General features: G+C 33.2%; 19 protein-coding genes. 16 read left to right on the top strand and 3 right to left on the bottom strand.

Annotated features, from left to right (window positions below):
- Positions 1–590 precede the first annotated feature (590 nt).
- The 3 genes from BP92_RS0114205 to rlmD all read right to left on the bottom strand — a co-directional run bounded on the left by BP92_RS0114205 (position 591) and on the right by rlmD (position 3,270).
- Positions 591–1,298: a DUF6048 family protein gene (locus BP92_RS0114205; RefSeq protein WP_084329790.1), complete on the bottom strand. Its 708-nt coding sequence runs from the start codon at positions 1,296–1,298 to the stop codon at positions 591–593.
- On the bottom strand, positions 1,279–1,782 hold the full coding sequence (locus BP92_RS0114200) for a DUF6452 family protein (protein ID WP_026726635.1): 504 nt from the start codon (positions 1,780–1,782) through the stop codon (positions 1,279–1,281). Before BP92_RS0114200 ends, BP92_RS0114205 begins: the two co-directional genes overlap by 20 nt.
- Before the next feature lie 75 nt (positions 1,783–1,857).
- The gene (rlmD, locus tag BP92_RS0114195) at positions 1,858–3,270 is read right to left on the bottom strand and encodes a 23S rRNA (uracil(1939)-C(5))-methyltransferase RlmD (RefSeq protein WP_026726634.1); all 1,413 of its coding nucleotides are present in this window, start codon (positions 3,268–3,270) and stop codon (positions 1,858–1,860) included.
- Between the two features lie 122 nt (positions 3,271–3,392).
- Here rlmD and BP92_RS0114190 point away from each other — a divergent pair, with 122 nt between their 5' ends.
- The 16 genes from BP92_RS0114190 to proC all read left to right on the top strand — a co-directional run bounded on the left by BP92_RS0114190 (position 3,393) and on the right by proC (position 20,323).
- On the top strand, positions 3,393–4,091 hold the full coding sequence (locus tag BP92_RS0114190; protein WP_026726633.1) for a DUF1003 domain-containing protein: 699 nt from the start codon (positions 3,393–3,395) through the stop codon (positions 4,089–4,091).
- 30 nt (positions 4,092–4,121) lie between these two features.
- Positions 4,122–4,661: a DUF1697 domain-containing protein gene (locus BP92_RS0114185; protein ID WP_026726632.1), complete on the top strand. Its 540-nt coding sequence runs from the start codon at positions 4,122–4,124 to the stop codon at positions 4,659–4,661.
- 327 nt (positions 4,662–4,988) lie between these two features.
- A complete protein-coding gene (gene rocD, locus BP92_RS0114180; RefSeq protein WP_026726631.1) occupies positions 4,989–6,269 on the top strand; it encodes an ornithine--oxo-acid transaminase in 1,281 nt (426 codons plus the stop codon).
- A gap of 99 nt (positions 6,270–6,368) precedes the next feature.
- Positions 6,369–7,142 (top strand): OmpA family protein, encoded by a 774-nt coding sequence (locus BP92_RS0114175; protein ID WP_026726630.1) that lies wholly within the window; start codon positions 6,369–6,371, stop codon positions 7,140–7,142.
- Positions 7,143–7,267: 125 nt separating this feature from the next.
- Positions 7,268–8,158: an OmpA family protein gene (locus tag BP92_RS0114170; RefSeq protein WP_026726629.1), complete on the top strand. Its 891-nt coding sequence runs from the start codon at positions 7,268–7,270 to the stop codon at positions 8,156–8,158.
- A gap of 42 nt (positions 8,159–8,200) precedes the next feature.
- Entirely contained in the window at positions 8,201–9,022 is an 822-nt protein-coding gene (locus BP92_RS0114165; RefSeq protein ID WP_026726628.1) for an OmpA family protein, read from the top strand.
- Positions 9,022–9,468: a hypothetical protein gene (locus tag BP92_RS0114160; protein ID WP_026726627.1), complete on the top strand. Its 447-nt coding sequence runs from the start codon at positions 9,022–9,024 to the stop codon at positions 9,466–9,468. The genes BP92_RS0114165 and BP92_RS0114160 overlap by 1 nt, the downstream gene beginning before the upstream one ends.
- 75 nt (positions 9,469–9,543) lie before the next feature.
- Positions 9,544–10,722, top strand: coding sequence for an AIR synthase related protein (locus BP92_RS0114155; protein WP_026726626.1), 1,179 nt, complete (start codon positions 9,544–9,546; stop codon positions 10,720–10,722).
- Positions 10,723–10,794: 72 nt separating this feature from the next.
- A complete protein-coding gene (guaA, locus tag BP92_RS0114150) occupies positions 10,795–12,327 on the top strand; it encodes a glutamine-hydrolyzing GMP synthase (protein ID WP_026726625.1) in 1,533 nt (510 codons plus the stop codon).
- 113 nt (positions 12,328–12,440) lie between these two features.
- Complete coding sequence (locus BP92_RS0114145) at positions 12,441–14,327, top strand: LysM peptidoglycan-binding domain-containing protein (protein ID WP_035693573.1); 1,887 nt, start codon at positions 12,441–12,443, stop codon at positions 14,325–14,327.
- Entirely contained in the window at positions 14,327–14,731 is a 405-nt protein-coding gene (locus tag BP92_RS0114140; protein WP_026726623.1) for an OsmC family protein, read from the top strand. Before BP92_RS0114145 ends, BP92_RS0114140 begins: the two co-directional genes overlap by 1 nt.
- Positions 14,732–14,751: 20 nt before the next feature.
- Complete coding sequence (locus tag BP92_RS0114135) at positions 14,752–15,522, top strand: hypothetical protein (RefSeq protein WP_211252210.1); 771 nt, start codon at positions 14,752–14,754, stop codon at positions 15,520–15,522.
- Positions 15,523–15,569: 47 nt separating this feature from the next.
- Complete coding sequence (locus tag BP92_RS0114130; protein ID WP_035693572.1) at positions 15,570–15,800, top strand: DUF3820 family protein; 231 nt, start codon at positions 15,570–15,572, stop codon at positions 15,798–15,800.
- A gap of 128 nt (positions 15,801–15,928) precedes the next feature.
- On the top strand, positions 15,929–17,542 hold the full coding sequence (locus tag BP92_RS0114125) for a CTP synthase (RefSeq protein ID WP_026726620.1): 1,614 nt from the start codon (positions 15,929–15,931) through the stop codon (positions 17,540–17,542).
- Positions 17,543–17,578: 36 nt separating this feature from the next.
- Positions 17,579–19,465 (top strand): membrane protein insertase YidC, encoded by a 1,887-nt coding sequence (gene yidC / locus BP92_RS0114120; protein ID WP_026726619.1) that lies wholly within the window; start codon positions 17,579–17,581, stop codon positions 19,463–19,465.
- A 57-nt stretch (positions 19,466–19,522) separates the two neighbouring features.
- Positions 19,523–20,323: a pyrroline-5-carboxylate reductase gene (gene proC, locus BP92_RS0114115; RefSeq protein WP_026726618.1), complete on the top strand. Its 801-nt coding sequence runs from the start codon at positions 19,523–19,525 to the stop codon at positions 20,321–20,323.
- Positions 20,324–20,368: the final 45 nt, after the last annotated feature.

Here is a 20,368-nt window from a genome sequence, read left to right as displayed (position 1 = left end):
CGAAATAACACCACCGTCACTTCGAATGATTTTATATTTAAAAATACTAACTTAAAAAATTTGAAACAGCATTTAGAACTCTAAAACCGCATTCCCACCTCCGTCACTTCGAAATAACACCACCGTCACTTCGAGTATTTTATAGCTGTAAAGCCTAAGATTTACAACTTAAAAATGTATCGAGAACTGTAGAAGCTATAATTCCACCACCGTCACTTCGAGTGTTTTGTAGATGTAAAGCCAAAGATTTACATCTACAAAATGTATCGAGAACTATAGAAACAATACAACATCATACTTTGTCAAGTCGATCAAAATCGAGACTACATAGATACTAAGAAGATGCTAAGTACATAAAGCGTAGATATAGCACTGATATAGTACTGATATAGCACTGATATAGTATAGATAATGCATTGATAAAACAAAATTAGTGTATGCTTAGTATATCAATAGTGTATGCTTTAAGTATGCGGAGTGTATGCCAGAAGTATGGATACTATATAGATGAAGTATGCTAGAAGTACGTTTTAGCTTTTTAAAATTTGTACAAACAAAAAAAAAGCGTCACTTTCGTAACGCTTCAATAATTATTTTTTCTCTGTAATAGTTTTGTTTTTCTTGTAAATCGGGATGAAATAACTCAAAGTATAATTAAATCCTGCTCCAAATTTTCCGTCATACGTACGGTTGTAACCTGGTATAAAAAGATTGTCAAATCCATCCGGTTTTTTATTGGAAACCAAATAGTTTAATCGCACGGAGAATCCTAAATACACATTGCTAAACAACTCCGCTTTAATACCGCCAATTACTTCTAACCAACTAGCATTTAATCCACCAAATTTCTCTCCCGAAATCACGGTATTTTCTCCGTAATAATTGCTAGGGTCATAAATTTTGTAACTATTTAATGTCTGACTAAAACTACTTACTCCATAACGCATTCCTACGTAAATCATGTTTTCCATGTCGAGCCAGTTTTCAAAGGAATTGTAGTCAAAACCTACTTTAAAATAGGTGCCTTTTGTAGTAAAGTTCAAACGGTCATCGTCAATAGTTTTGTCTTCGTTTCCAATTTCTCCAGCAATGTAAAAACGCTTAGTTAAACGATAATCACCCACTACTTCAAAACCACGATAGTCTTTTTCGTAAAACGAACGTGCGATTTTATGTAAATCGGCACCTAAACGCAATCCATAACGTTCTAGATATACCACTTTTGCAGTGTCCTTAGTTTGTGCATTTCCTAATAACGAAACACAAACCAAGCTCAGACTAAAAATAAATCTTAACATGTACTTCATTTTCGTTTTCTATATTAGGTTGAGTTACTACAATATTTTGAATCCAGTTGTTTCCATCCGCAGTCAACACAATCGGATTAGTATCATTCAAATAAAATAAGGTTTTAAAACCACAAGCACGAGAAATATATTCATCAACTCTTTCGTAGTTAAAAGTGATGGCATCAATATTATCATTTGAACTATCAGTATCGCTTCCGTTCTGAATAAAATTCAAAGTAGTAACATCAGCGTTTGTGCGAATGGGAACTTTAATTTTACTAATACCATTGTACCCATAACCATTTACAAAAGTGGGTTCTGCTACCGCTAAATTGGATACGTTCTTCAAAACGGTAGGATTTGCAGCGTCATAAAACTCAATGACCACTCGAGGCGTTATGGGTGTTCCACTCGCACAAATATCATCTTTTTCACAGTTCCAAAACGAAACCGCTACAAGTAAGGATAGGGTTATAAAAACTATTTTTTTCATATTTTATCTTATTTTGTCAGACTGAGCTTGTCGAAGTCATTCCATAACATTTCGACAAACTCAACGTGACAAGTATTATCGTTTTTCCAATAAAACCACGTTTTCCACATGATGCGTTTGCGGAAACATATCCACAGGACGCACACGAACTACTTTGTATTTCTCATCCATCAAAGCTAAATCACGAGCTTGTGTTGCCGAATTACAACTTACATACACAATTTTTGGTACATCTGTTTTCAATAACATTTCTACCACATCTTTGTGCATTCCGTCACGAGGTGGGTCTGTAATAATAACATCAGGTTGTCCGTGTTGGTTAATGAATTCATCGTTGAAAACGTTTTTCATATCCCCAACATAAAACTCACAATTCGTAATGTTATTGCGTTCCGCATTGGCTTTTGCATCAATAATAGCTTCTGGAACAGCTTCAACACCAATTACTTTCTTCGCTTTTTTCGATACGAATTGGGCGATAGTTCCGGTTCCTGTATATAAATCGTAAACGGTTTCGTTTCCAGTTAAACCTGCAAATTCTCTAGTGATTTTGTACAATTCATACGCTTGGTCCGAATTGGTTTGATAGAACGATTTCGCATTAATACTAAAATGCAAACCTTCCATTTCTTCCAAAATATAATCGCGACCTTTAAACAAAATAATGTCTTGGTCATACAACGTATCATTCAATTTTTGATTGATAACATATTGTAACGATGTAATTTGAGGAAAACGCTCTGCCAAAAAGTTCATCATCAATTCGATTCCGTTTTTATCGTTTTCAAAAAATTGAATCAATACCATGATTTCACCAGTTGAAGCAGTACGAATCATCAACGTTCGCAACAAACCTTCCACAGCTCTAGCATTGAAGAACGTTAAGTTATTTTCGTTTGCAAAACGTTTGATTTCGTTACGAATTTCGTTCGAAGGATCTTCTTGTAAATGACATTTCTCAATATCTAAAATCTTATCCCACATTCTTGGAATATGAAATCCTAACGCATTTTTGTTGTCAAATTCAGTTCCAGATTGAATTTCGGCATCGGTCATCCAACGCGCATTCGAGAAACCAAATTCCATTTTATTTCGGTAAAACAATTGCTTTTCGGAACCTAAAATCGGCTCGAATTCTGGCAATTCAATCTTACCAATTCGCTTTAAATTGTTATATACTTCCTGATTTTTATAGAACAATTGTTGGCTGTACTTCATGTTTTGCCATTTGCAACCGCCACAAGCCCCAAAATGCTCACAAACGGGGTCAATTCTATGTTCTGAAAATTCGTGGATTTTAATAGCTTTACCTTCGTAGTAGGCTTTTCTTTTCTTCATCGTTTGCACGTCTACCACATCGCCTGGCACTACATTTGGAAGAAATATTACTTTACCATCTGGAGCTTTCGCTACCGACACACCTTTTGCACCTGCATCAAGGATTTTTACGTTTTCGAATACGATTTTTTCTGTTCTCTTTTTTCCCATGAGGCAAAAATAAGAATTGTTGGGTGGATTTGGTAGGATTTTTTTGTTTTCTACTATTTTTGAAATCAATTTAATAGAATGCAACGGTTTAAATTGTAAATTAGCAGAAATGTTTTTGAATTATGAGTAACAATACAACGTTTAAAAGTGCTATTTCAAATATCGAATTTCCTGAGCATGATAGAGTTTCTGGGAAAACAATTCGAACTTCCATTTTAAACCTAATTTTAGAAGATTTTCCCGATTTTGATGTGAATGATTCCATTTCCGTACAAGAATTGAATGTATATCGTGAAAAGTACATTTCTAAATTTTTGCAAACTGAAATTAGTCAGTTATCAAAATTAGAAAAAGATGTAGTTCGATCTTTAGGCGATGATACTTCTTTTGTAGCCAAAGTTGAAGAGGAAGTTGATACTAGAAATTATGGTCAAATTGTAGCGGATAAAGTGGCGGCATTTGGAGGAAGTTGGACCTTTATTATTGCTTTTTTTATTTTCATTTCCATTTGGATTGGTTCCAATGTAATTATATTTACGAACAAAGAATTCGATCCTTATCCCTTCATTTTATTGAACTTGATTTTATCATGTGTGGCAGCATTGCAAGCGCCGGTCATTATGATGAGCCAAAACCGTCAGGAAGAAAAAGACCGGGAACGCGCTAAGAAAGATTACATGATTAATTTGAAATCAGAATTAGAAATTCGAATGTTAGATGATAAAATTGATCATTTGGTAATGCACCAACAACAAGAGTTAATCGAAATTCAAAAAGTACAAATCGAAATGATGAACGATATTTTGAACCGAATTAAATAGGAAATTCTATTTTTGCACCAAATTACTACCATGAAAACCCACTTAGCTTTACTTCGCGGAATCAATGTTTCCGGTCACAATATGATAAAAATGGACGTTTTGAAAACGCTTTTAGAAAATGCAGGATTTCAAAATGTACGCACTTATATACAGTCAGGAAACGTTTTTGTAGATTCAGAAGAAGAACATGGTGCGAGTGTTGGGTTTAAAATCAAGCAAGAAATTTTCAAAGAATTAGGATTGGAAGTTCCTGTGGTGGTTATTGGTAAAGAAGATTTGGAAGCGTGTTTTAAGAATAATTCGTATCTAAAAGAAAACGATTGTGATACTAAGAAATTGTATGTGGCCTTTCTTTCAAAAGAATTGCAAGGAAGTGCCATAAACGATTTAAAAATAAGTCAATTCAAACCCGATGAAGCGGCAATAGATAAAAGCAGAATCTTCATCAAATACGCTGTAGGTGCAGGAAAAACAAGGTTAGACCAAAAATACATCGAGAAAAAATTAAACGTTGTGGCTACCATTAGAAATTGGAATACAGTTACGACGTTGTTAGAAATGTTTTCATGATTAGCACGCGGATGGAACAGATTCGCAAAGCGAAACGCTGATCTTAACAGTTTTTCTGATTGTATCAATCTCAATTTAGAAATCTTTTATGAACTTGTTTTTCATAATTTAAAACTTTCACTTTTTGCTTATATGACTTATATGTTATAAAAAAACTAAAGTCGCTAAGCGGAAACTTTGATAAACAGCGTGTTTCAAAACAGAATTTTTACAGATTATTAAATTTGAATTTGAACTTGCCCTTGAATTTTGTATTTTTGACGACTATATGGTTGATTTCTCACCACTAAGAAGGAATTGCGATGTAACAATCAACAACAAAATTTTATGTCAGTTTTAGAAAAAATGAGTTCAGCTGAAGCAATTGCATTAGAAGACAAGTACGGTGCACACAATTATCATCCACTACCAGTAGTTTTAAGTAGAGGAGAAGGCGTTTATGTTTGGGATGTAGAAGGAAAGAAATATTACGATTTTCTTTCGGCTTATTCTGCTGTAAACCAAGGACATTGTCATCCAAAAATTGTAGGTGCTATGGTGCAACAAGCTCAAACGTTAACCTTAACATCAAGAGCGTTTTACAATGATAAATTAGGTGTTTACGAACAATTTGTAACCAACTATTTCGGATTTGATAAAGTATTACCCATGAACACAGGAGCTGAAGCAGTAGAAACGGCTTTAAAATTGTGTAGAAAATGGGCTTACGAGAAAAAAGGAATTAACGAAAACGACGCTCAAATTATCGTTTGTGATGGTAACTTCCACGGAAGAACGACTACAATCATTTCATTCTCAAACGACGAAAACGCACGTAAAAACTTCGGACCTTATACGGCTGGATTTATCAGTATCCCTTACGATGACATCGACGCTTTAGAAAAAGCAGTAAATTCATCGAAAAACATTGCAGGATTCTTAGTAGAACCTATTCAAGGGGAAGCTGGTGTTTATACTCCTTCTGACGATTTTATCAAAAAAGCAAAAGCAATTTGTGAAGCGAATAACGTTTTATTTATTGCTGACGAGGTGCAAACGGGAATCGCAAGAACAGGTTCGTTATTAGCAGTTTGTGGAAATTGTACTTGTGAAGCAAAATGTGAAAAACAAGCAACTTATACCCAACCTGATATTTTGATTTTAGGAAAAGCGTTATCAGGTGGAGCTTATCCAGTTTCGGCAGTTTTGGCAAATGATCACATTATGAATGTCATCAAACCAGGACAACACGGTTCTACTTTTGGAGGAAATCCTGTTGCAGCTGCGGTTGCTATGGCTGCGTTAGAAGTAGTTTCTGAAGAAAGTTTATCTCAAAACGCAAGAAAATTAGGAAATATCTTCCGTGAGGAATTAGGTAAATTCATCGAAACTTCAAACATTGCTACTTTAGTAAGAGGAAAAGGATTGTTGAATGCTGTAGTAATTAACGATACTGAAGAAAGCGATACCGCTTGGAATATTTGTGTTCGTTTAGCTGAAAACGGTTTATTAGCAAAACCAACACACGGAAACATTATTCGTTTTGCACCGCCTTTAGTTATGAATGAGGAGCAATTAAGAGATTGTGTTTCAATTATCATCACTACTTTAAAAGAGTTCGAGAAATAAATAATTGCTTAGTAAATATAAATCCTGATGAAAGTCGGGATTTTTTATTTTTACATACTTATTTGTTACTTTATGCGTTTTATATTAAAAATAACAGTTATGATTCGATTTTTACTTTGCTTTTTTCTGCTTTCTACAGTAGCATTTTCTCAAACTAAATTTACGGTGTATTTTGATACCGATTCACATCAGTTAACTCAAAAAGAATTAAATCGTTTAGATGTTTTTCTTAAAAATAAAGATTTGAAATTCATCAAAATAATTGGCTTTTGCGATTACCGAGCAACTAATGGTTATAATGATACTTTAGCGCTCAACAGAGCTAATTACGTGTACCATATTATTGAAAAAGTTACCAACCAAAATCAAATTGAAATTGAAAGCAAAGGAGAAAATTTCACACAAAACTCCGATTTGAAACTGAATCGAAAAGTAGAGATTTTCTATGAAGAATTAGAAACAGAAAAGACGCTTCCAAAAGACGATAAGAAAAATTTATCGCAACAAGTGTCAACAGCAAAAGTAGGTGATAAATTAATTCTAAAGAATTTACATTTCTACAATCGTTCCGGAATTTTTGTTCCTGAATCGCGTCCTATTTTAGAGGAATTATTGAAAATCATGTTGGCTAATCCAAATTTAAAAATAGAAATTCAAGGGCATATTTGTTGTCAAATGGGAACCGATGTAGAAGATACTGCAAAAGTTAGAGCATTAGCAGTATATAATTATCTGGTAAATAATGGAATTAATAAAAACCGATTGAGTTATAAAAGTTTTGGTAGTTCGAAACCGATTCACATCATTCCAGAAAATAACGAAGACGAGCGAAACGAAAATAGGAGAGTAGAAATTCAAATCATTGCCAATTAAGTTTAAAATAATTTTATTTTAATGTGTTGTAAATTAATTTATTAAGTAAAATAAAAAGTTCTTTTTCTGAATAAGTTTTTTTAATACTTTTATTTTTTTATATTCGTTACATTAAAATACCCTAAATGAAATACGTATTACTGCTGTTTGGACTACTACTTTCAGCACAAGAAAAGGCGAGTTTTTATTTTGATTTTGATCAAGATACGTTTAACCCAAAGCAAAACGAATTGTTTATGTCTTGGTTGAACAAAGACCAAAACCGCGAAATTCTGGTAATAAATGGGTATTGCGATTGGTATGGTACTTTTGACTACAATGATACCTTAGCTTATAAACGAATTAATACGGTTCAAGAACAACTCAAAACAAAAGTAAATTCATCTATTTTTTTTAGTGAAAATTTAAAGATTAAAGGTTTCGGCGAAAGAGTTCAAACCAGAAAAGAAAGACGCTATAACAGAAGAGTTGATGTTTTTTATAAAGTATTGCCGCCTAAAATAGTTGAAAAACAAGTAGTATATGATGATCCAGTAGTTTACACAGGACAAATTATTTCTAGAGAGCCAGAAATAAGTGATAATGACGAAATAATTAAAGTTCCTGATACCGATGATTTAATTGATCCAGTAGGACTTTACAAAAATCCATATGAAACGGCAAAAGTGGGAGACAAATTGGTTATGAATAATTTGTATTTCTATGATCGTTCTGGGATTTTCGTTCCAGAATCGTTACCAGTAATGGAAGAATTATTACAATTTATGGTAGCGCATCCAAAGGTAAAAATCGAAATTCAAGGACATATTTGTTGTCAATTAGGGGAAGATCCAGAAGATATTGCTTTAGTAAGAGCTATTGCGGTTCATAATTACTTAGTAGCAAATGATATCGATGATACCCGATTACAATATAAAAGTTTCGGAAGTACACAGCCAATTCACAAAATTCCAGAAAAAAATGAAAAGGAACGAAATGAAAATCGTCGTGTAGAAATTCTTATCTTAGAGAATTAATTTTGGCATAATTTTCGTCCTATTCCTTTAAAAATCAGTTTCATGAAATTTTTATATTACATTATATTTTTCTTTTTGTTTCAAGCAAACTTTGCTCAAGAACAGGTAACTTTTTATTTTGATAATAATAAATTTGAATTGAATAAATTAGAAGCTACCAAACTTCAAAAATGGATTACTGAAAATAAAACGTCTAAAATTTTATCCATAACAGGTTCAACAGATGAGGTAGGAAGTACTGGTTTTAATGATACTTTATCGCAAAAAAGAGTGAGTTATATCTTCAATCAAATCAAAGGAAAAGTTAACATTAGACCCGATTTTAAAAGTATTTCTCTTGGCGAAAAAGGTGCCACTTCCACTAATAAAGCTGAAAACAGAAAAGCTATTATTCATTATTTATTAGAGAAAGATTTAGATAAAGAAGATGAGGTTTTAGGAATAAAAGAAGCCGAACCAAAAGTAATAATTCCAGATGATGCACCTTTAGCTGAAAAAGTAAAATTGGCAAAAGTTGGAACAAAAATAACTTTAAAAAATATCAATTTTTATCAAAATACTTTCGCAACAATGCCTGAATCGCAAGGAACTTTGTACGATTTGTTGTTTGTAATGCAAAATAATCCAGAGTTAATAATCGAAATTCAAGGTCATATTTGTTGTATTGATAAAGATTACCGAAATTTGTCTACCGATAGAGCAAAACAAATTAAGCGTTTTCTCGTTTATAATGGTATTCAAGATTATCGAGTAAAAACAAAAGGATTTGGAGTTTCGCAACCGATTTATCCTATTCCAGAAGCAACTCCTGAACAAGCAGCAGCAAATCGAAGGGTAGAAATTGAAATTTTAAGTAAAAAATAATGAGAAACAGAATAACTTTATTTTTGGTAGTATTAACAATTTCATTAGTTAGTTGTAACGATGAGTGTAATGAAGGTGAAAAAGCTACTCCAGCTTCTTTCTTTGTTGAGATTATTGATGAAACTTCAGGAGAAAATGTATTTGAAAATGAAATGTATACTTCGCAACAGATTACCATTCAAGATATAGATGAAATTGCAATTCCGTATGAATTTATAGAAAGTTCAAATATTATTCAAATATTTCCATCAGTTGTAAATCCAACAGGAAATTCGTTCATAATTAAACTAAATAACGAAACAACTTTGCAAATGGATGAAATTGATGTTACTTATGATGTTTCATCTAAAAAAGGAGAATGTTTTACAACTTTTAAAATTGAGAATATTTTGTTTCCAAATAATACGTCAGAATTGGTTGAAAGTGTTCATGTTATAAAAATTTAACAAATTCTAAATTCATACTTCTAAATTCTAAATTTTAGAACTATCTTTGCGCCACAACAACAACACACTACATTCATGAGTTCTGATACGAGCAAACGCTACCATTTAAGAGGAGTTTCGGCTTCTAAAGAAGATGTGCACCAAGCTATCAAAAACATCGACAAAGGTTTATTTCCACAAGCATTTTGTAAAATCATCCCAGATTATTTAACAAACGACGACCAATATTGCATCATTATGCATGCCGATGGCGCAGGAACAAAATCTTCCTTAGCCTATATGTATTGGAAAGAAACAGGCGATATTTCTGTATGGAAAGGCATTGCTCAAGATGCATTAATCATGAATATTGATGATTTATTATGTGTTGGAGCAACCGATAACATTCTACTTTCATCCACTATTGGAAGAAACAAAAATCTAATTCCAGGTGAAGTTATTTCAGCTATCATCAACGGAACAGAAGAATTAATTTCAGAGTTAAAAAATCACGGAGTTACGATTCATTCTACAGGTGGAGAAACTGCAGATGTGGGCGATTTAGTTCGTACAATCATAGTAGATTCAACCGTTACAGCTCGTATGAAACGCGCTGATGTTATTGATAATGCTAATATTCAAGCGGGAGATGTTATTGTAGGATTGGCTTCTTTTGGTCAAGCTACCTACGAAAAAGAGTATAATGGCGGAATGGGAAGCAACGGCTTAACTTCGGCTCGCCATGATGTTTTTGCGAAATATTTGGCTGAGAAATATCCAGAAAGTTTTGATGCTTCAGTTCCAAATGAATTAGTGTATTCAGGTCAAACGAATTTAACGGATTCAGTTGAAAATAGCCCAATTGACGCTGGAAAATTAGTGCTCTCTCCAACGAGAACGTATGCGCCAGTTATCAAAAAAATTCTATCAAAATACAATTCCAATGAAATTCACGGAATGGTTCATTGTTCTGGTGGTGCGCAAACAAAGGTGCTTCACTTCGTTGATAACGTTCACGTGATTAAAGATAATTTATTTCCAGTACCACCATTATTTAAACTGATTCAAGAAAATTCTAAAACGGATTGGAAAGAAATGTACCAAGTTTTCAATTGTGGTCACCGTATGGAAATTTACGTTCCTGCCGAAGTAGCACAAGACATTATAGAAATTTCGAAATCCTTCAACATCGACGCACAAATCGTTGGAAGAGTTGAGAAATCAGATAGTAAGAAATTAACAATTACATCGGAATACGGAACATTTGAATATTAATCTGTAGAGACAAGTCATGACTTGTCTTTCTGTTTTTAATGAAATTAAAATTTACAACACAACACCAATAAAATGCAACACAACGTATTAATTTTAGATTTCGGTTCGCAATACACCCAATTAATTGCCCGAAGAGTAAGAGAATTAAACATTTTCTGCGAGATTTTTCCATTCGATAAAATTCCAGCAGATTTATCATCATACAAAGCCGTAATCTTAGGAGGAAGTCCATGTTCAGTTCGTTCTGAAGAAGCATTGCATCCAGATTTATCTCAAATTAGAGGTAAAATGCCGTTATTGGCCGTTTGTTACGGAGCACAATATTTAGCCCATTTTTCAGGTGGAGAAGTAGCGGCTTCAAACACTAGAGAATACGGAAGAGCGAATTTGTCTTACATCAAAGAAAACGAAGTGTTTTTAGAAGGTGTTTCTGAAAACAGTCAAGTTTGGATGTCGCATTCCGATTCTATCAAGAAATTACCAACGAATGGTGTAATGATTGCCAGCACAAAAGACGTAGAAAACGCAGCCTATAAAATTGAAGGTGAAACAACTTACGCAATTCAATTTCACCCAGAAGTATATCATTCAACAGATGGAAAACAAATGTTGGAAAACTTCTTAGTGAAAATTGCAAAAGTGCCTCAAAACTTTACACCAAACGCTTTCGTAGAGGAAGTAGTTGCCGAAATGAAAGCAAAAATCGGAAACGATAAAGTAGTTTTGGGACTTTCGGGTGGTGTAGATTCAACTGTAGCAGCAGTTTTATTGAATAAAGCAATCGGTGAAAACTTATATTGTATTTTCGTAAACAACGGATTATTACGTAAAAATGAGTTCCAAAATGTACTAAATCAGTACAAAGGAATGGGTTTAAATGTAAAAGGAGTGGATGCTTCGGCACGCTTTTTGGATGCGTTAGCTGGGTTAGATGATCCAGAAGCAAAACGTAAAGCTATTGGAAAAGCGTTCATTGAAGTTTTTGATGATGAAGCACACCAATTAACCGATGTAAAATGGTTAGGTCAAGGTACTATTTATCCAGATGTTATTGAATCAGTTTCAGCAACTGGCGGACCATCGGCAACGATTAAATCGCATCATAATGTAGGTGGATTACCTGATTTTATGAAATTGCAAGTGGTAGAACCTTTGCGTATGTTATTCAAAGATGAAGTTCGTAGAGTAGGTAGAAGTTTAGGAATCGACGAAGAATTATTAGGTCGTCATCCGTTCCCAGGACCAGGATTAGCGATTCGAATTTTAGGTGATATTACTCCAGAAAAAGTGGCTATTTTGCAAGAAGTAGATGCAGTTTTCATCAATGGATTAAAAGAACACGGATTATACGATAAAGTATGGCAAGCAGGGGCCATCTTGTTACCTGTAAATAGCGTAGGAGTAATGGGCGATGAGCGTACCTACGAAAAAGTAGTAGCTTTACGCGCAGTAGAATCAACAGATGGAATGACAGCAGATTGGGTACATTTACCGTATGAGTTTTTAATGAAAATTTCTAATGAAATTATAAATAACGTTAGAGGGGTTAACCGAGTGGTGTATGACATCAGTTCGAAACCGCCTGCAACGATAGAATGGGAATAAAATAAATTTTTCAAATTCAAGATATTAATTTCAATAGCAATTATTTTTATTCTATTTTTACGATAGAAATTGCTATTGAAATTTTTGTTTAGTATTGTTTTTAAATTAAGATTATGATAAAAAGAGTTGTTTTTCTTTTCAGTTTGATTTTTCTTTTCGGTTTACCGGCTCAGTCTCAGATTAAGCATGTGGTGACTAAAGGAGAAACCGTTACACAAATCGCAAAAAAATACGAGGTAACCCCTTTCGATATTTACCGATTAAATCCAGACGCGAAAAATGGAGTTAAAGAAAATACTACGTTGCTAATTCCAAATGGTTCTGTTAATAAGTCAATTACACATGTAGTAGGCGAAAAAGAAACGCTTTTCGGAATCGCAAAAAAATACAATATTTCAGTCTCGGATTTAGAAGCTTGGAATAAAGCCACACTTCAAAACGGCTTGAAGAAAGGACAAGAAATTTTTGTTTCAAAACCATCCGCTGCCGATTTAAAATCAGTTCCAACGCCTTTTGTTACAAAGCCTAAAGCAGTTTCAAATGCAACGACTCACTTAGTAGAAGCAAAAGAAACAAAATATGGAATTGCAACAAGATATGGCTTAACGGTTACCGAATTAGAACAGTTAAATCCACAAATTGTAAGTGGGTTAAATATTGGACAAACCTTAATTTTAAAACCAGGAGTTCAAATTAAAAAGCCTTCGAATGTAACCTTAGTTGATTATGAAGTGCAACCAAAAGAAACGCTTTACAGTCTTTCTAAAAAATTTGATATTGCACAAGGCGATTTAATTACACTAAATCCTGATTTACAAGATGGATTGAAAATAGGAATGATTTTAAAAGTTCCTTCAAACGGAACTGTTGTTACGAAAGTAAAAGATTCAGTTTTAGTAGCTAAAAATAAATTGAATTTACTCGCTTCTGTTGATAAATCTAAACAAAAAAACTTAGTATTGTTATTGCCGTTTAACATCAATAAAATTGAAACAGATTCGGTTAAAACCAAGACAGAGCAATTAAAAACGAATAAATTCTTAAATCTTACTCTAGATTTTTACGCAGGAGCGCTTATGGCTGTCGATTCGGCTAAAGTGTTGGGATTGCCTATAAATGTTAAGGTTTATGATGTAGAAAGTACTAAATATTCTTCTAACGTAGCGTCTATCATTTCTAAAAATGATTTTGAGAATGTTGATGCAGTTGTTGGTCCTTTCCAAAATTCGGTAGTTGAAACTACGGCTCAATTATTAACAAAATATAATACACCGGTAATTTCTCCACTTTCAAAAGAACGTGGATTGCCATTGTCAAATTTATACTACACTGTTCCTTCGGAAGATCTTTTACGAGCTTCCATGTTTGATTATTTTAAATCGAAAAACGGTAATGTGATAGCGATTATTAGTGCTAAAAAAACAACTTCGAAAGATTTTATAACGGCAAATCATCCAGAAGTAAAACATGCAGCTTTTAATGATAAAGGCGCTTTAGATGTGGCACTTTTGAAAACACAATTGGTAAAAGGACAAAAGAATTTTGTATTAATGGAAATTGAAAAAGCAAGTACCATTTTAAGTATTACCAATATTTTAAAAGGATTACAAAAAGAATACGATATTCAATTAGCCGTATTCGAATTGTATGACGCGTTGAATTTTGAAGAGATTCCAATGAAAAACTTAGCTGATTTAAAAATGTTATTTCCATCAGCAACTAAAGTAGCTTCAACTCCAGAAGAGAAGATTTTTGAGAAACAATTCAAAAAAATCAACAATATTTATCCAAACGCTGCAGCTAAAAAAGGTTTTGATGTTACGTTTGATGCGATGTTGCGTATTTGCCAACCAGAAGGTTTTGTAAAATCTGCAGCAACAACCAAAACAGAATATATTGAAAACGCTTTTGATTACAATTCTAGTAACGGATTAATTTCAAACAACGCAACATATTTATTGTATTACGACAGCGATTTAACGATTAAACAAGCACAATAATGGCAACTTCAAAAGTGACTTACTTAGGTGATTTACGCACCTCTTCGATACATTTACAATCGGGTTCTGAAATTATTTCAGATGCACCGCTAGACAACAACGGAAAAGGAGAAGCGTTTTCTCCAACCGACACCGTAGCCAACGGATTAGCAAGTTGCATGTTCACCGTTATGGGAATCAAAGCACGCGATTTAGATGTAGATTTTTCAGGTTCCACAGCAGAAGTAACCAAAATCATGGGAACTGAACCAAGAAGAATCACAGAAATTCACGTAACTTTCCATTTCTCCATTTATCCCGACGAAAAAACAAAGACTATCTTAGAAAGAACGGCAATAACTTGTCCTGTTTTTTATAGTTTACATCCAGATATTAAAAAAGAGATTGTTTTTAATTGGAAGTAAAGAATATAAAAAAAAACTAAATGAGACATTTTTTTCTTCTCATATTGACACTTTTGACTTCTACTGCTTTTTCACAGTCTGTAGCCAATATTGATAATTTAGTTTATGAGATTGAAAAAACAATTTTCACCGACACAATAACGGTTTTGGATTCACCAAGAGTTGACACAAAACCAATAAAAGTAATTGCATTTTTAAAAGATGATATTTTACTAAAGACTATTGCAACATATTCAAACTCTTCTAGACTAAGATTTACGTATTATGACAAACAAGATAATACTCCTGTTTATGTTAAGGATATAGATAGTTTGACAAGAGATATTTTGTTAGAAGTATATGGCAAAAATTATGATGTTTTTAAATCAACAATAATAAAGCCTCTAGAGGAACAAGAGTCTAAACAACCTTATCGTGTTTTAAAAAATGCTAATTTTTCAACAGAAATTGGTTTTGCACTTGTTGACAATCAGGCAATGAAATACAAGTTAACAGGTAAATTAGTTGAAACTGTTGAAATGACTCCAGACTGTGGTAGAATTGCTTGGGCAATTGTTCAAAAATTTGAAGTATTGAGTACAACAATTCCAAGCTACAAAAAGAAATATATTTTAATTATTCAAACTTGCCCTGAATTTCTTGAAGATAATTTTTTTCAAACAGGAGAAATTTATGAAATTGACATAGCAACAAATAGTGGAGTAACATTTGAATTTTCCGTAATTAACAATTATGAAAAAGAAAATCTACCAACATTTTGGACAAGAGAAATAAAAAATATCAGTGAATAAGTAAGATTTGTATAAATAATTATTTAACTGTTTCTCATTCAAAAAAAATGACCAACCACGAACTCCTCATCAAACTCGCACATACTAAAATGCCATTTGGCAAATACGAAGGCTATTACTTAATCGACCTTCCGGAGTATTATGTGGTTTGGTATGCCAATAAAGGTTTCCCAAAAGGACTGTTGGGCGAACAATTAAAATTGGTACACGAACTCAAGTTAAACGGCTTAGAAGAACTGGTTCGAAACATCCGCAGAAACTTTCCAAAACAAAAATAAATTGTTTACAATTTAATTACAAAATTGATACATCGACTAATTGGCACATTGACTAATTAGTATTATCTTTGCACGATTTTATTACAGATAAAAGATATTTATCGCAACAACAACACAACAACAACACAATGAACCAAACTAAGTACATTTTTGTTACCGGAGGTGTGACTTCTTCTTTAGGAAAAGGAATTATCGCAGCTTCGTTAGCCAAATTATTGCAAGCCAGAGGATACCGAACGACCATTCAAAAGTTTGACCCTTACATTAACGTGGACCCCGGAACATTAAATCCTTACGAACACGGAGAATGTTATGTAACAGACGATGGAGCTGAAACGGATTTGGATTTAGGTCACTACGAGCGTTTTTTAAACGTTCCTACTTCTCAAGCGAACAACGTAACAACAGGAAGAGTGTATCTTTCAGTTATTGAAAAAGAGCGTAGAGGAGAATTTTTAGGGAAAACGGTTCAAGTGGTGCCTCATATCACAAACGAAATCAAGGAACGTATGCAGTTACTTGGAAAATCGGGTGATTATGACATTGTAATTACGGAGATTGGTGGAACTGTTGGAGATATTGAATCATTACCTTACATCGAGTCAGTACGTCAATTGATTTGGGAATTAGGTGAAAATAATGGAATCGTGGTTCATTTAACGTTAGTGCCTTATTTGGCTGCTGCCGGAGAATTGAAAACGAAACCAACACAACATTCAGTAAAAACCTTAATGGAAAGCGGAATCAAAGCGGATATTTTAGTGTGTCGAACAGAACACGAATTGTCGCAAGATTTACGTCAGAAATTAGCGTTGTTCTGTAATGTGAAAAAAGAAGCGGTAATTCAATCTATTGATGCGTCTACTATTTATGAAGTTCCAAATTTAATGTTGGAAGAAGGATTGGATAGAGTAGCGTTGAAAAAATTAGATTTACCAGAAAAAAACACACCAGATTTAAACAACTGGAATGAGTTCTTATTTAGATTGAAAAATCCAAAGCACGAAGTAAACATTGGTTTGGTTGGAAAATATGTAGAATTACAAGATTCTTACAAATCGATTTTAGAAGCGTTTATTCATGCAGGAGCCGCAAACGAGACAAAAGTAAATGTCATTTCGATTCATTCGGAGTATTTAGATGCCAATTCGGCAGAAAGTCAGTTGAAAGATTTAGATGGTATACTTGTTGCACCAGGTTTTGGCGGTCGTGGAATTGAAGGTAAAATCGACACCGTTCGTTACGCAAGAGAAAATAATATTCCGTTTTTCGGAATTTGTTTGGGAATGCAAATGGCAGTTATTGAATATTCTCGTAACGTTTTAGGTTACGCGGATGCGAATTCAACCGAAATGAATGAAAACACCGCTCATCCAGTAATTAACTTAATGGAAGAGCAAAAAGATATTGAAAACAAAGGAGGAACTATGCGTTTGGGCGCATGGAAATGTAGCATAAAAGAAAATACGTTGGCACAAAAAATCTATGGTAAAACTGAGATTATGGAGCGCCACCGTCACCGTTACGAATTCAATGGTGCGTATTTGAATGAATTAGAGAAAGCAGGGTTAGTAGCTTCGGGAGTAAATCCAGATACGAAGTTGGTAGAAATTGTTGAAATTCCTACACATCCTTTCTTTATCGGCGTTCAATACCATCCTGAATATAAAAGTACAGTCGCTAATCCACACCCACTTTTTGTGAGTTTTGTAGCTGCAGCTGTACAACATAAAACTAAATAAACTGTTCAATTAAGAACACTGAACACTAATAAGTAGATGGAAGAAAAAAAATTAGACCTTAATTCGATTATCGGATTTGTATTAATTTCTGGAATTTTAATTTGGATGCTATGGTCAAACGCTCCAACACCAGAAGAATTAAAGGAAAAAGAGAAAAAAGAGCAAGTTGAAAAACAAGCCAAAGAAGTTAAAACCGTAACTTCAACAGTTGCCACAACTCCAGTAGCAGATTCTACTAAAAATGCTGCAGCACAAGCACAATTAGGTTCGTTTGGATATTCTGCAACACTTCCATCAGCAACAGATGCTGTTACCGAAATTAAAAATGAAGTTTTATCGCTTAAAATTTCTAATAAAGGTGGATATATCGTTGATGCAACTATATTAGGTTTTGATCAATTTGAGAAAAATTCAAAAAAAGCAGTTCAACTTATTAAAGACAACAATGCTTCTTTAAACATTGCTTTAAATACAACTGATAACAGAATATTGAATACTAAAGACATGTATTTTGAGCCTAAGTTAACCACTGAAGGTAAAAATCAAGTCTTAACGTTACAATTAAAAGCAGGTCCAGATCAGTTTTTAGAATATCGTTATGTGTTAAAGCCTAACGAATACATGTTAGATTTCGCAATTCGTTCTCAAGGATTAGAAAAAGTAGTAAATACATCTAAACCATTAGATTTAGAATGGCAAATGAAAACATACAGAAATGAGAAAAGTGTTTCGTATGAAAATAGATATTCTGAAATTGTTTTCGAATATGAAGATGGAAAAGATGATTATTTAAATGCGGCAAGAGATTCTGAAGATGAAGCTAATGATGTTTCTTACATTGCTTTCAAACAACATTTGTTTACTTCTATTTTATTAACTGATACGAAATTCAAAACAGCTAAATTCAAATCAGATAATTTAGTTGATGATGAAAAAGTAGATACCGTTTTTACAAAACATTTTACAGCTCAAGTTCCTTTAGAATTTAAAAATGGCGCTTTAAACTATAATATGAATTGGTATTATGGTCCAGCGAAATATGAAATTTTGAATGGTTACGAAAGAAATCTAGACGAAATCATGCCATTAGGTTGGGGAATTTTCGGATGGATTAACCGTTACATTTTTATTCCAGTTTTCGGATTGATTTCTAGCATTGGAATTGGTTACGGAATGGCGATTATTTTATTTACGATTTTAGTTCGTATTGTAATGTCGCCAGTAACGTATAAATCATATTTGTCGCAAGCAAAAATGAAGGTATTACGTCCTGAAATTGCTGAATTGAATGAAAAATTCAAAGACAATCCAATGAAGAAACAACAAGAAACAATGAAGTTGTATTCTAAAGCCGGTGTAAATCCTATGGCAGGATGTTTACCAGCCTTAATGCAAATGCCGATTTTCTACGCATTGTTTCAATTGTTTCCTTCGTTATTTGATTTAAGACAAAAATCATTTTTATGGGCAGACGATTTGTCTTCTTATGATAGTATTTTACAATTACCATTCACTATTCCTTTTTATGGTAATCACGTGAGTTTATTTCCAATCTTAGCTTCTATTGCTATTTTCTTCTATATGAAAATGACAACTGGAGATCAAGCAATGAGTGCACCACCACAAGAAGGTATGCCAGATATGGGTAAAATCATGAAAATCATGATTTATTTATCACCTTTAATGATGTTATTTTTCTTTAATTCAAACGGATCTGGATTGAGTTTGTATTACTTTATCTCTAACTTAATTACTATCGGTATTATGTTAGTTATTAAAAACTACATTGTGAAAGAAGACAAAATTCACGCTCAAATTCAAGAGAATAAAACGAAAGAGAAAAAGGAAAGTAAATTCCAGAAGAAAATGCGCGAAATGATGGAGCAAGCAGAAGCTCAAAAAGCCGCACAAAAGAAAAAATAATTTTATCTTAATACAAACCCTGTCTGCAATAGACAGGGTTTCTTTTTATATTTAATAATGAAAATAGCGATTATCGGATTTGGTAATATGGGACAAACCTATGCCAACAGTTTTATGAGTTCGGGATTTGTTGGAGCTTCAGATATTTTAGTTTTGAACAAAACGAGAATTGAAGAAAAGAATAGTTTTGGAATTGATACAACAAATTTTTATATAAAACCAAATCCTCAAATCTTTGAATCAGATATTTTAATTTTAGCTGTAAAACCTCAAGATTTTAAACAATTAGCGTCTGAAATAAATGCGTTTTTAAATCCAGAACATGTAGTATTATCTGTCATGGCTGGAATTTCAATTGAAATGATGCAAAAGGAATTAGGAGTTAGTAAAATTGTACGCTCAATGCCAAATATTCCAACACAAATAGGTGAGGGAATGACTGTTTTTTGTGCCTCAAATACTGTGGATAGAAAAGAACTTTTCATCGTTCAGAATTTAATAAACACTACCGGGAAATCAATTTATATTGAAAAAGAAGAAATGCTAAACGCAGCTACAGCGGTTTCAGGAAGTGGGCCTGCTTATGTGTTTTATTTTATGCAGGCTATGATTGAATCGGCTGTTAAATTAGGTTTTTCAGCTTCTGAGGCTGAGTTTTTAGTAAGTCAAACTTTCTCGGGTTCTGTTCAATTGCAGAATAGAAGTAAGTTGTCAAACGAAGCTTGGATTCAACGAGTTGCTTCAAAGGGTGGAACTACAGAGGCTGCTTTATCTGTTTTTAATCAAAAAGAACTTCAAGAAATTGTAATAGAAGGAATAGAAGCCGCAAATACAAGAGCTATAGAATTAGGATCATAAAAAAACGCTTTCTTTTGGAAAGCGTTTTTTGTTCATAGCAATTTT

The organism is Flavobacterium sasangense DSM 21067 (assembly GCF_000686885.1).
Taxonomy (GTDB): Bacteria; Bacteroidota; Bacteroidia; order Flavobacteriales; family Flavobacteriaceae; genus Flavobacterium; species Flavobacterium sasangense.
The sequence above is the reverse complement of the archived record's forward strand: the minus strand, read 5'-3'. Positions and strand labels throughout refer to the sequence as shown.

Coding starts and splice junctions, on each gene's coding strand:
- BP92_RS0114205 (WP_084329790.1), bottom strand. CDS start 1,298: ATGTTAAGATTTATTTTTAGTCTGAGCTTGGTTTGTGTTTCGTTATTA.
- BP92_RS0114200 (WP_026726635.1), bottom strand. CDS start 1,782: ATGAAAAAAATAGTTTTTATAACCCTATCCTTACTTGTAGCGGTTTCG.
- rlmD (WP_026726634.1), bottom strand. CDS start 3,270: ATGGGAAAAAAGAGAACAGAAAAAATCGTATTCGAAAACGTAAAAATC.
- BP92_RS0114190 (WP_026726633.1), top strand. CDS start 3,393: ATGAGTAACAATACAACGTTTAAAAGTGCTATTTCAAATATCGAATTT.
- BP92_RS0114185 (WP_026726632.1), top strand. CDS start 4,122: ATGAAAACCCACTTAGCTTTACTTCGCGGAATCAATGTTTCCGGTCAC.
- rocD (WP_026726631.1), top strand. CDS start 4,989: ATGTCAGTTTTAGAAAAAATGAGTTCAGCTGAAGCAATTGCATTAGAA.
- BP92_RS0114175 (WP_026726630.1), top strand. CDS start 6,369: ATGATTCGATTTTTACTTTGCTTTTTTCTGCTTTCTACAGTAGCATTT.
- BP92_RS0114170 (WP_026726629.1), top strand. CDS start 7,268: ATGAAATACGTATTACTGCTGTTTGGACTACTACTTTCAGCACAAGAA.
- BP92_RS0114165 (WP_026726628.1), top strand. CDS start 8,201: ATGAAATTTTTATATTACATTATATTTTTCTTTTTGTTTCAAGCAAAC.
- BP92_RS0114160 (WP_026726627.1), top strand. CDS start 9,022: ATGAGAAACAGAATAACTTTATTTTTGGTAGTATTAACAATTTCATTA.
- BP92_RS0114155 (WP_026726626.1), top strand. CDS start 9,544: ATGAGTTCTGATACGAGCAAACGCTACCATTTAAGAGGAGTTTCGGCT.
- guaA (WP_026726625.1), top strand. CDS start 10,795: ATGCAACACAACGTATTAATTTTAGATTTCGGTTCGCAATACACCCAA.
- BP92_RS0114145 (WP_035693573.1), top strand. CDS start 12,441: ATGATAAAAAGAGTTGTTTTTCTTTTCAGTTTGATTTTTCTTTTCGGT.
- BP92_RS0114140 (WP_026726623.1), top strand. CDS start 14,327: ATGGCAACTTCAAAAGTGACTTACTTAGGTGATTTACGCACCTCTTCG.
- BP92_RS0114135 (WP_211252210.1), top strand. CDS start 14,752: ATGAGACATTTTTTTCTTCTCATATTGACACTTTTGACTTCTACTGCT.
- BP92_RS0114130 (WP_035693572.1), top strand. CDS start 15,570: ATGACCAACCACGAACTCCTCATCAAACTCGCACATACTAAAATGCCA.
- BP92_RS0114125 (WP_026726620.1), top strand. CDS start 15,929: ATGAACCAAACTAAGTACATTTTTGTTACCGGAGGTGTGACTTCTTCT.
- yidC (WP_026726619.1), top strand. CDS start 17,579: ATGGAAGAAAAAAAATTAGACCTTAATTCGATTATCGGATTTGTATTA.
- proC (WP_026726618.1), top strand. CDS start 19,523: ATGAAAATAGCGATTATCGGATTTGGTAATATGGGACAAACCTATGCC.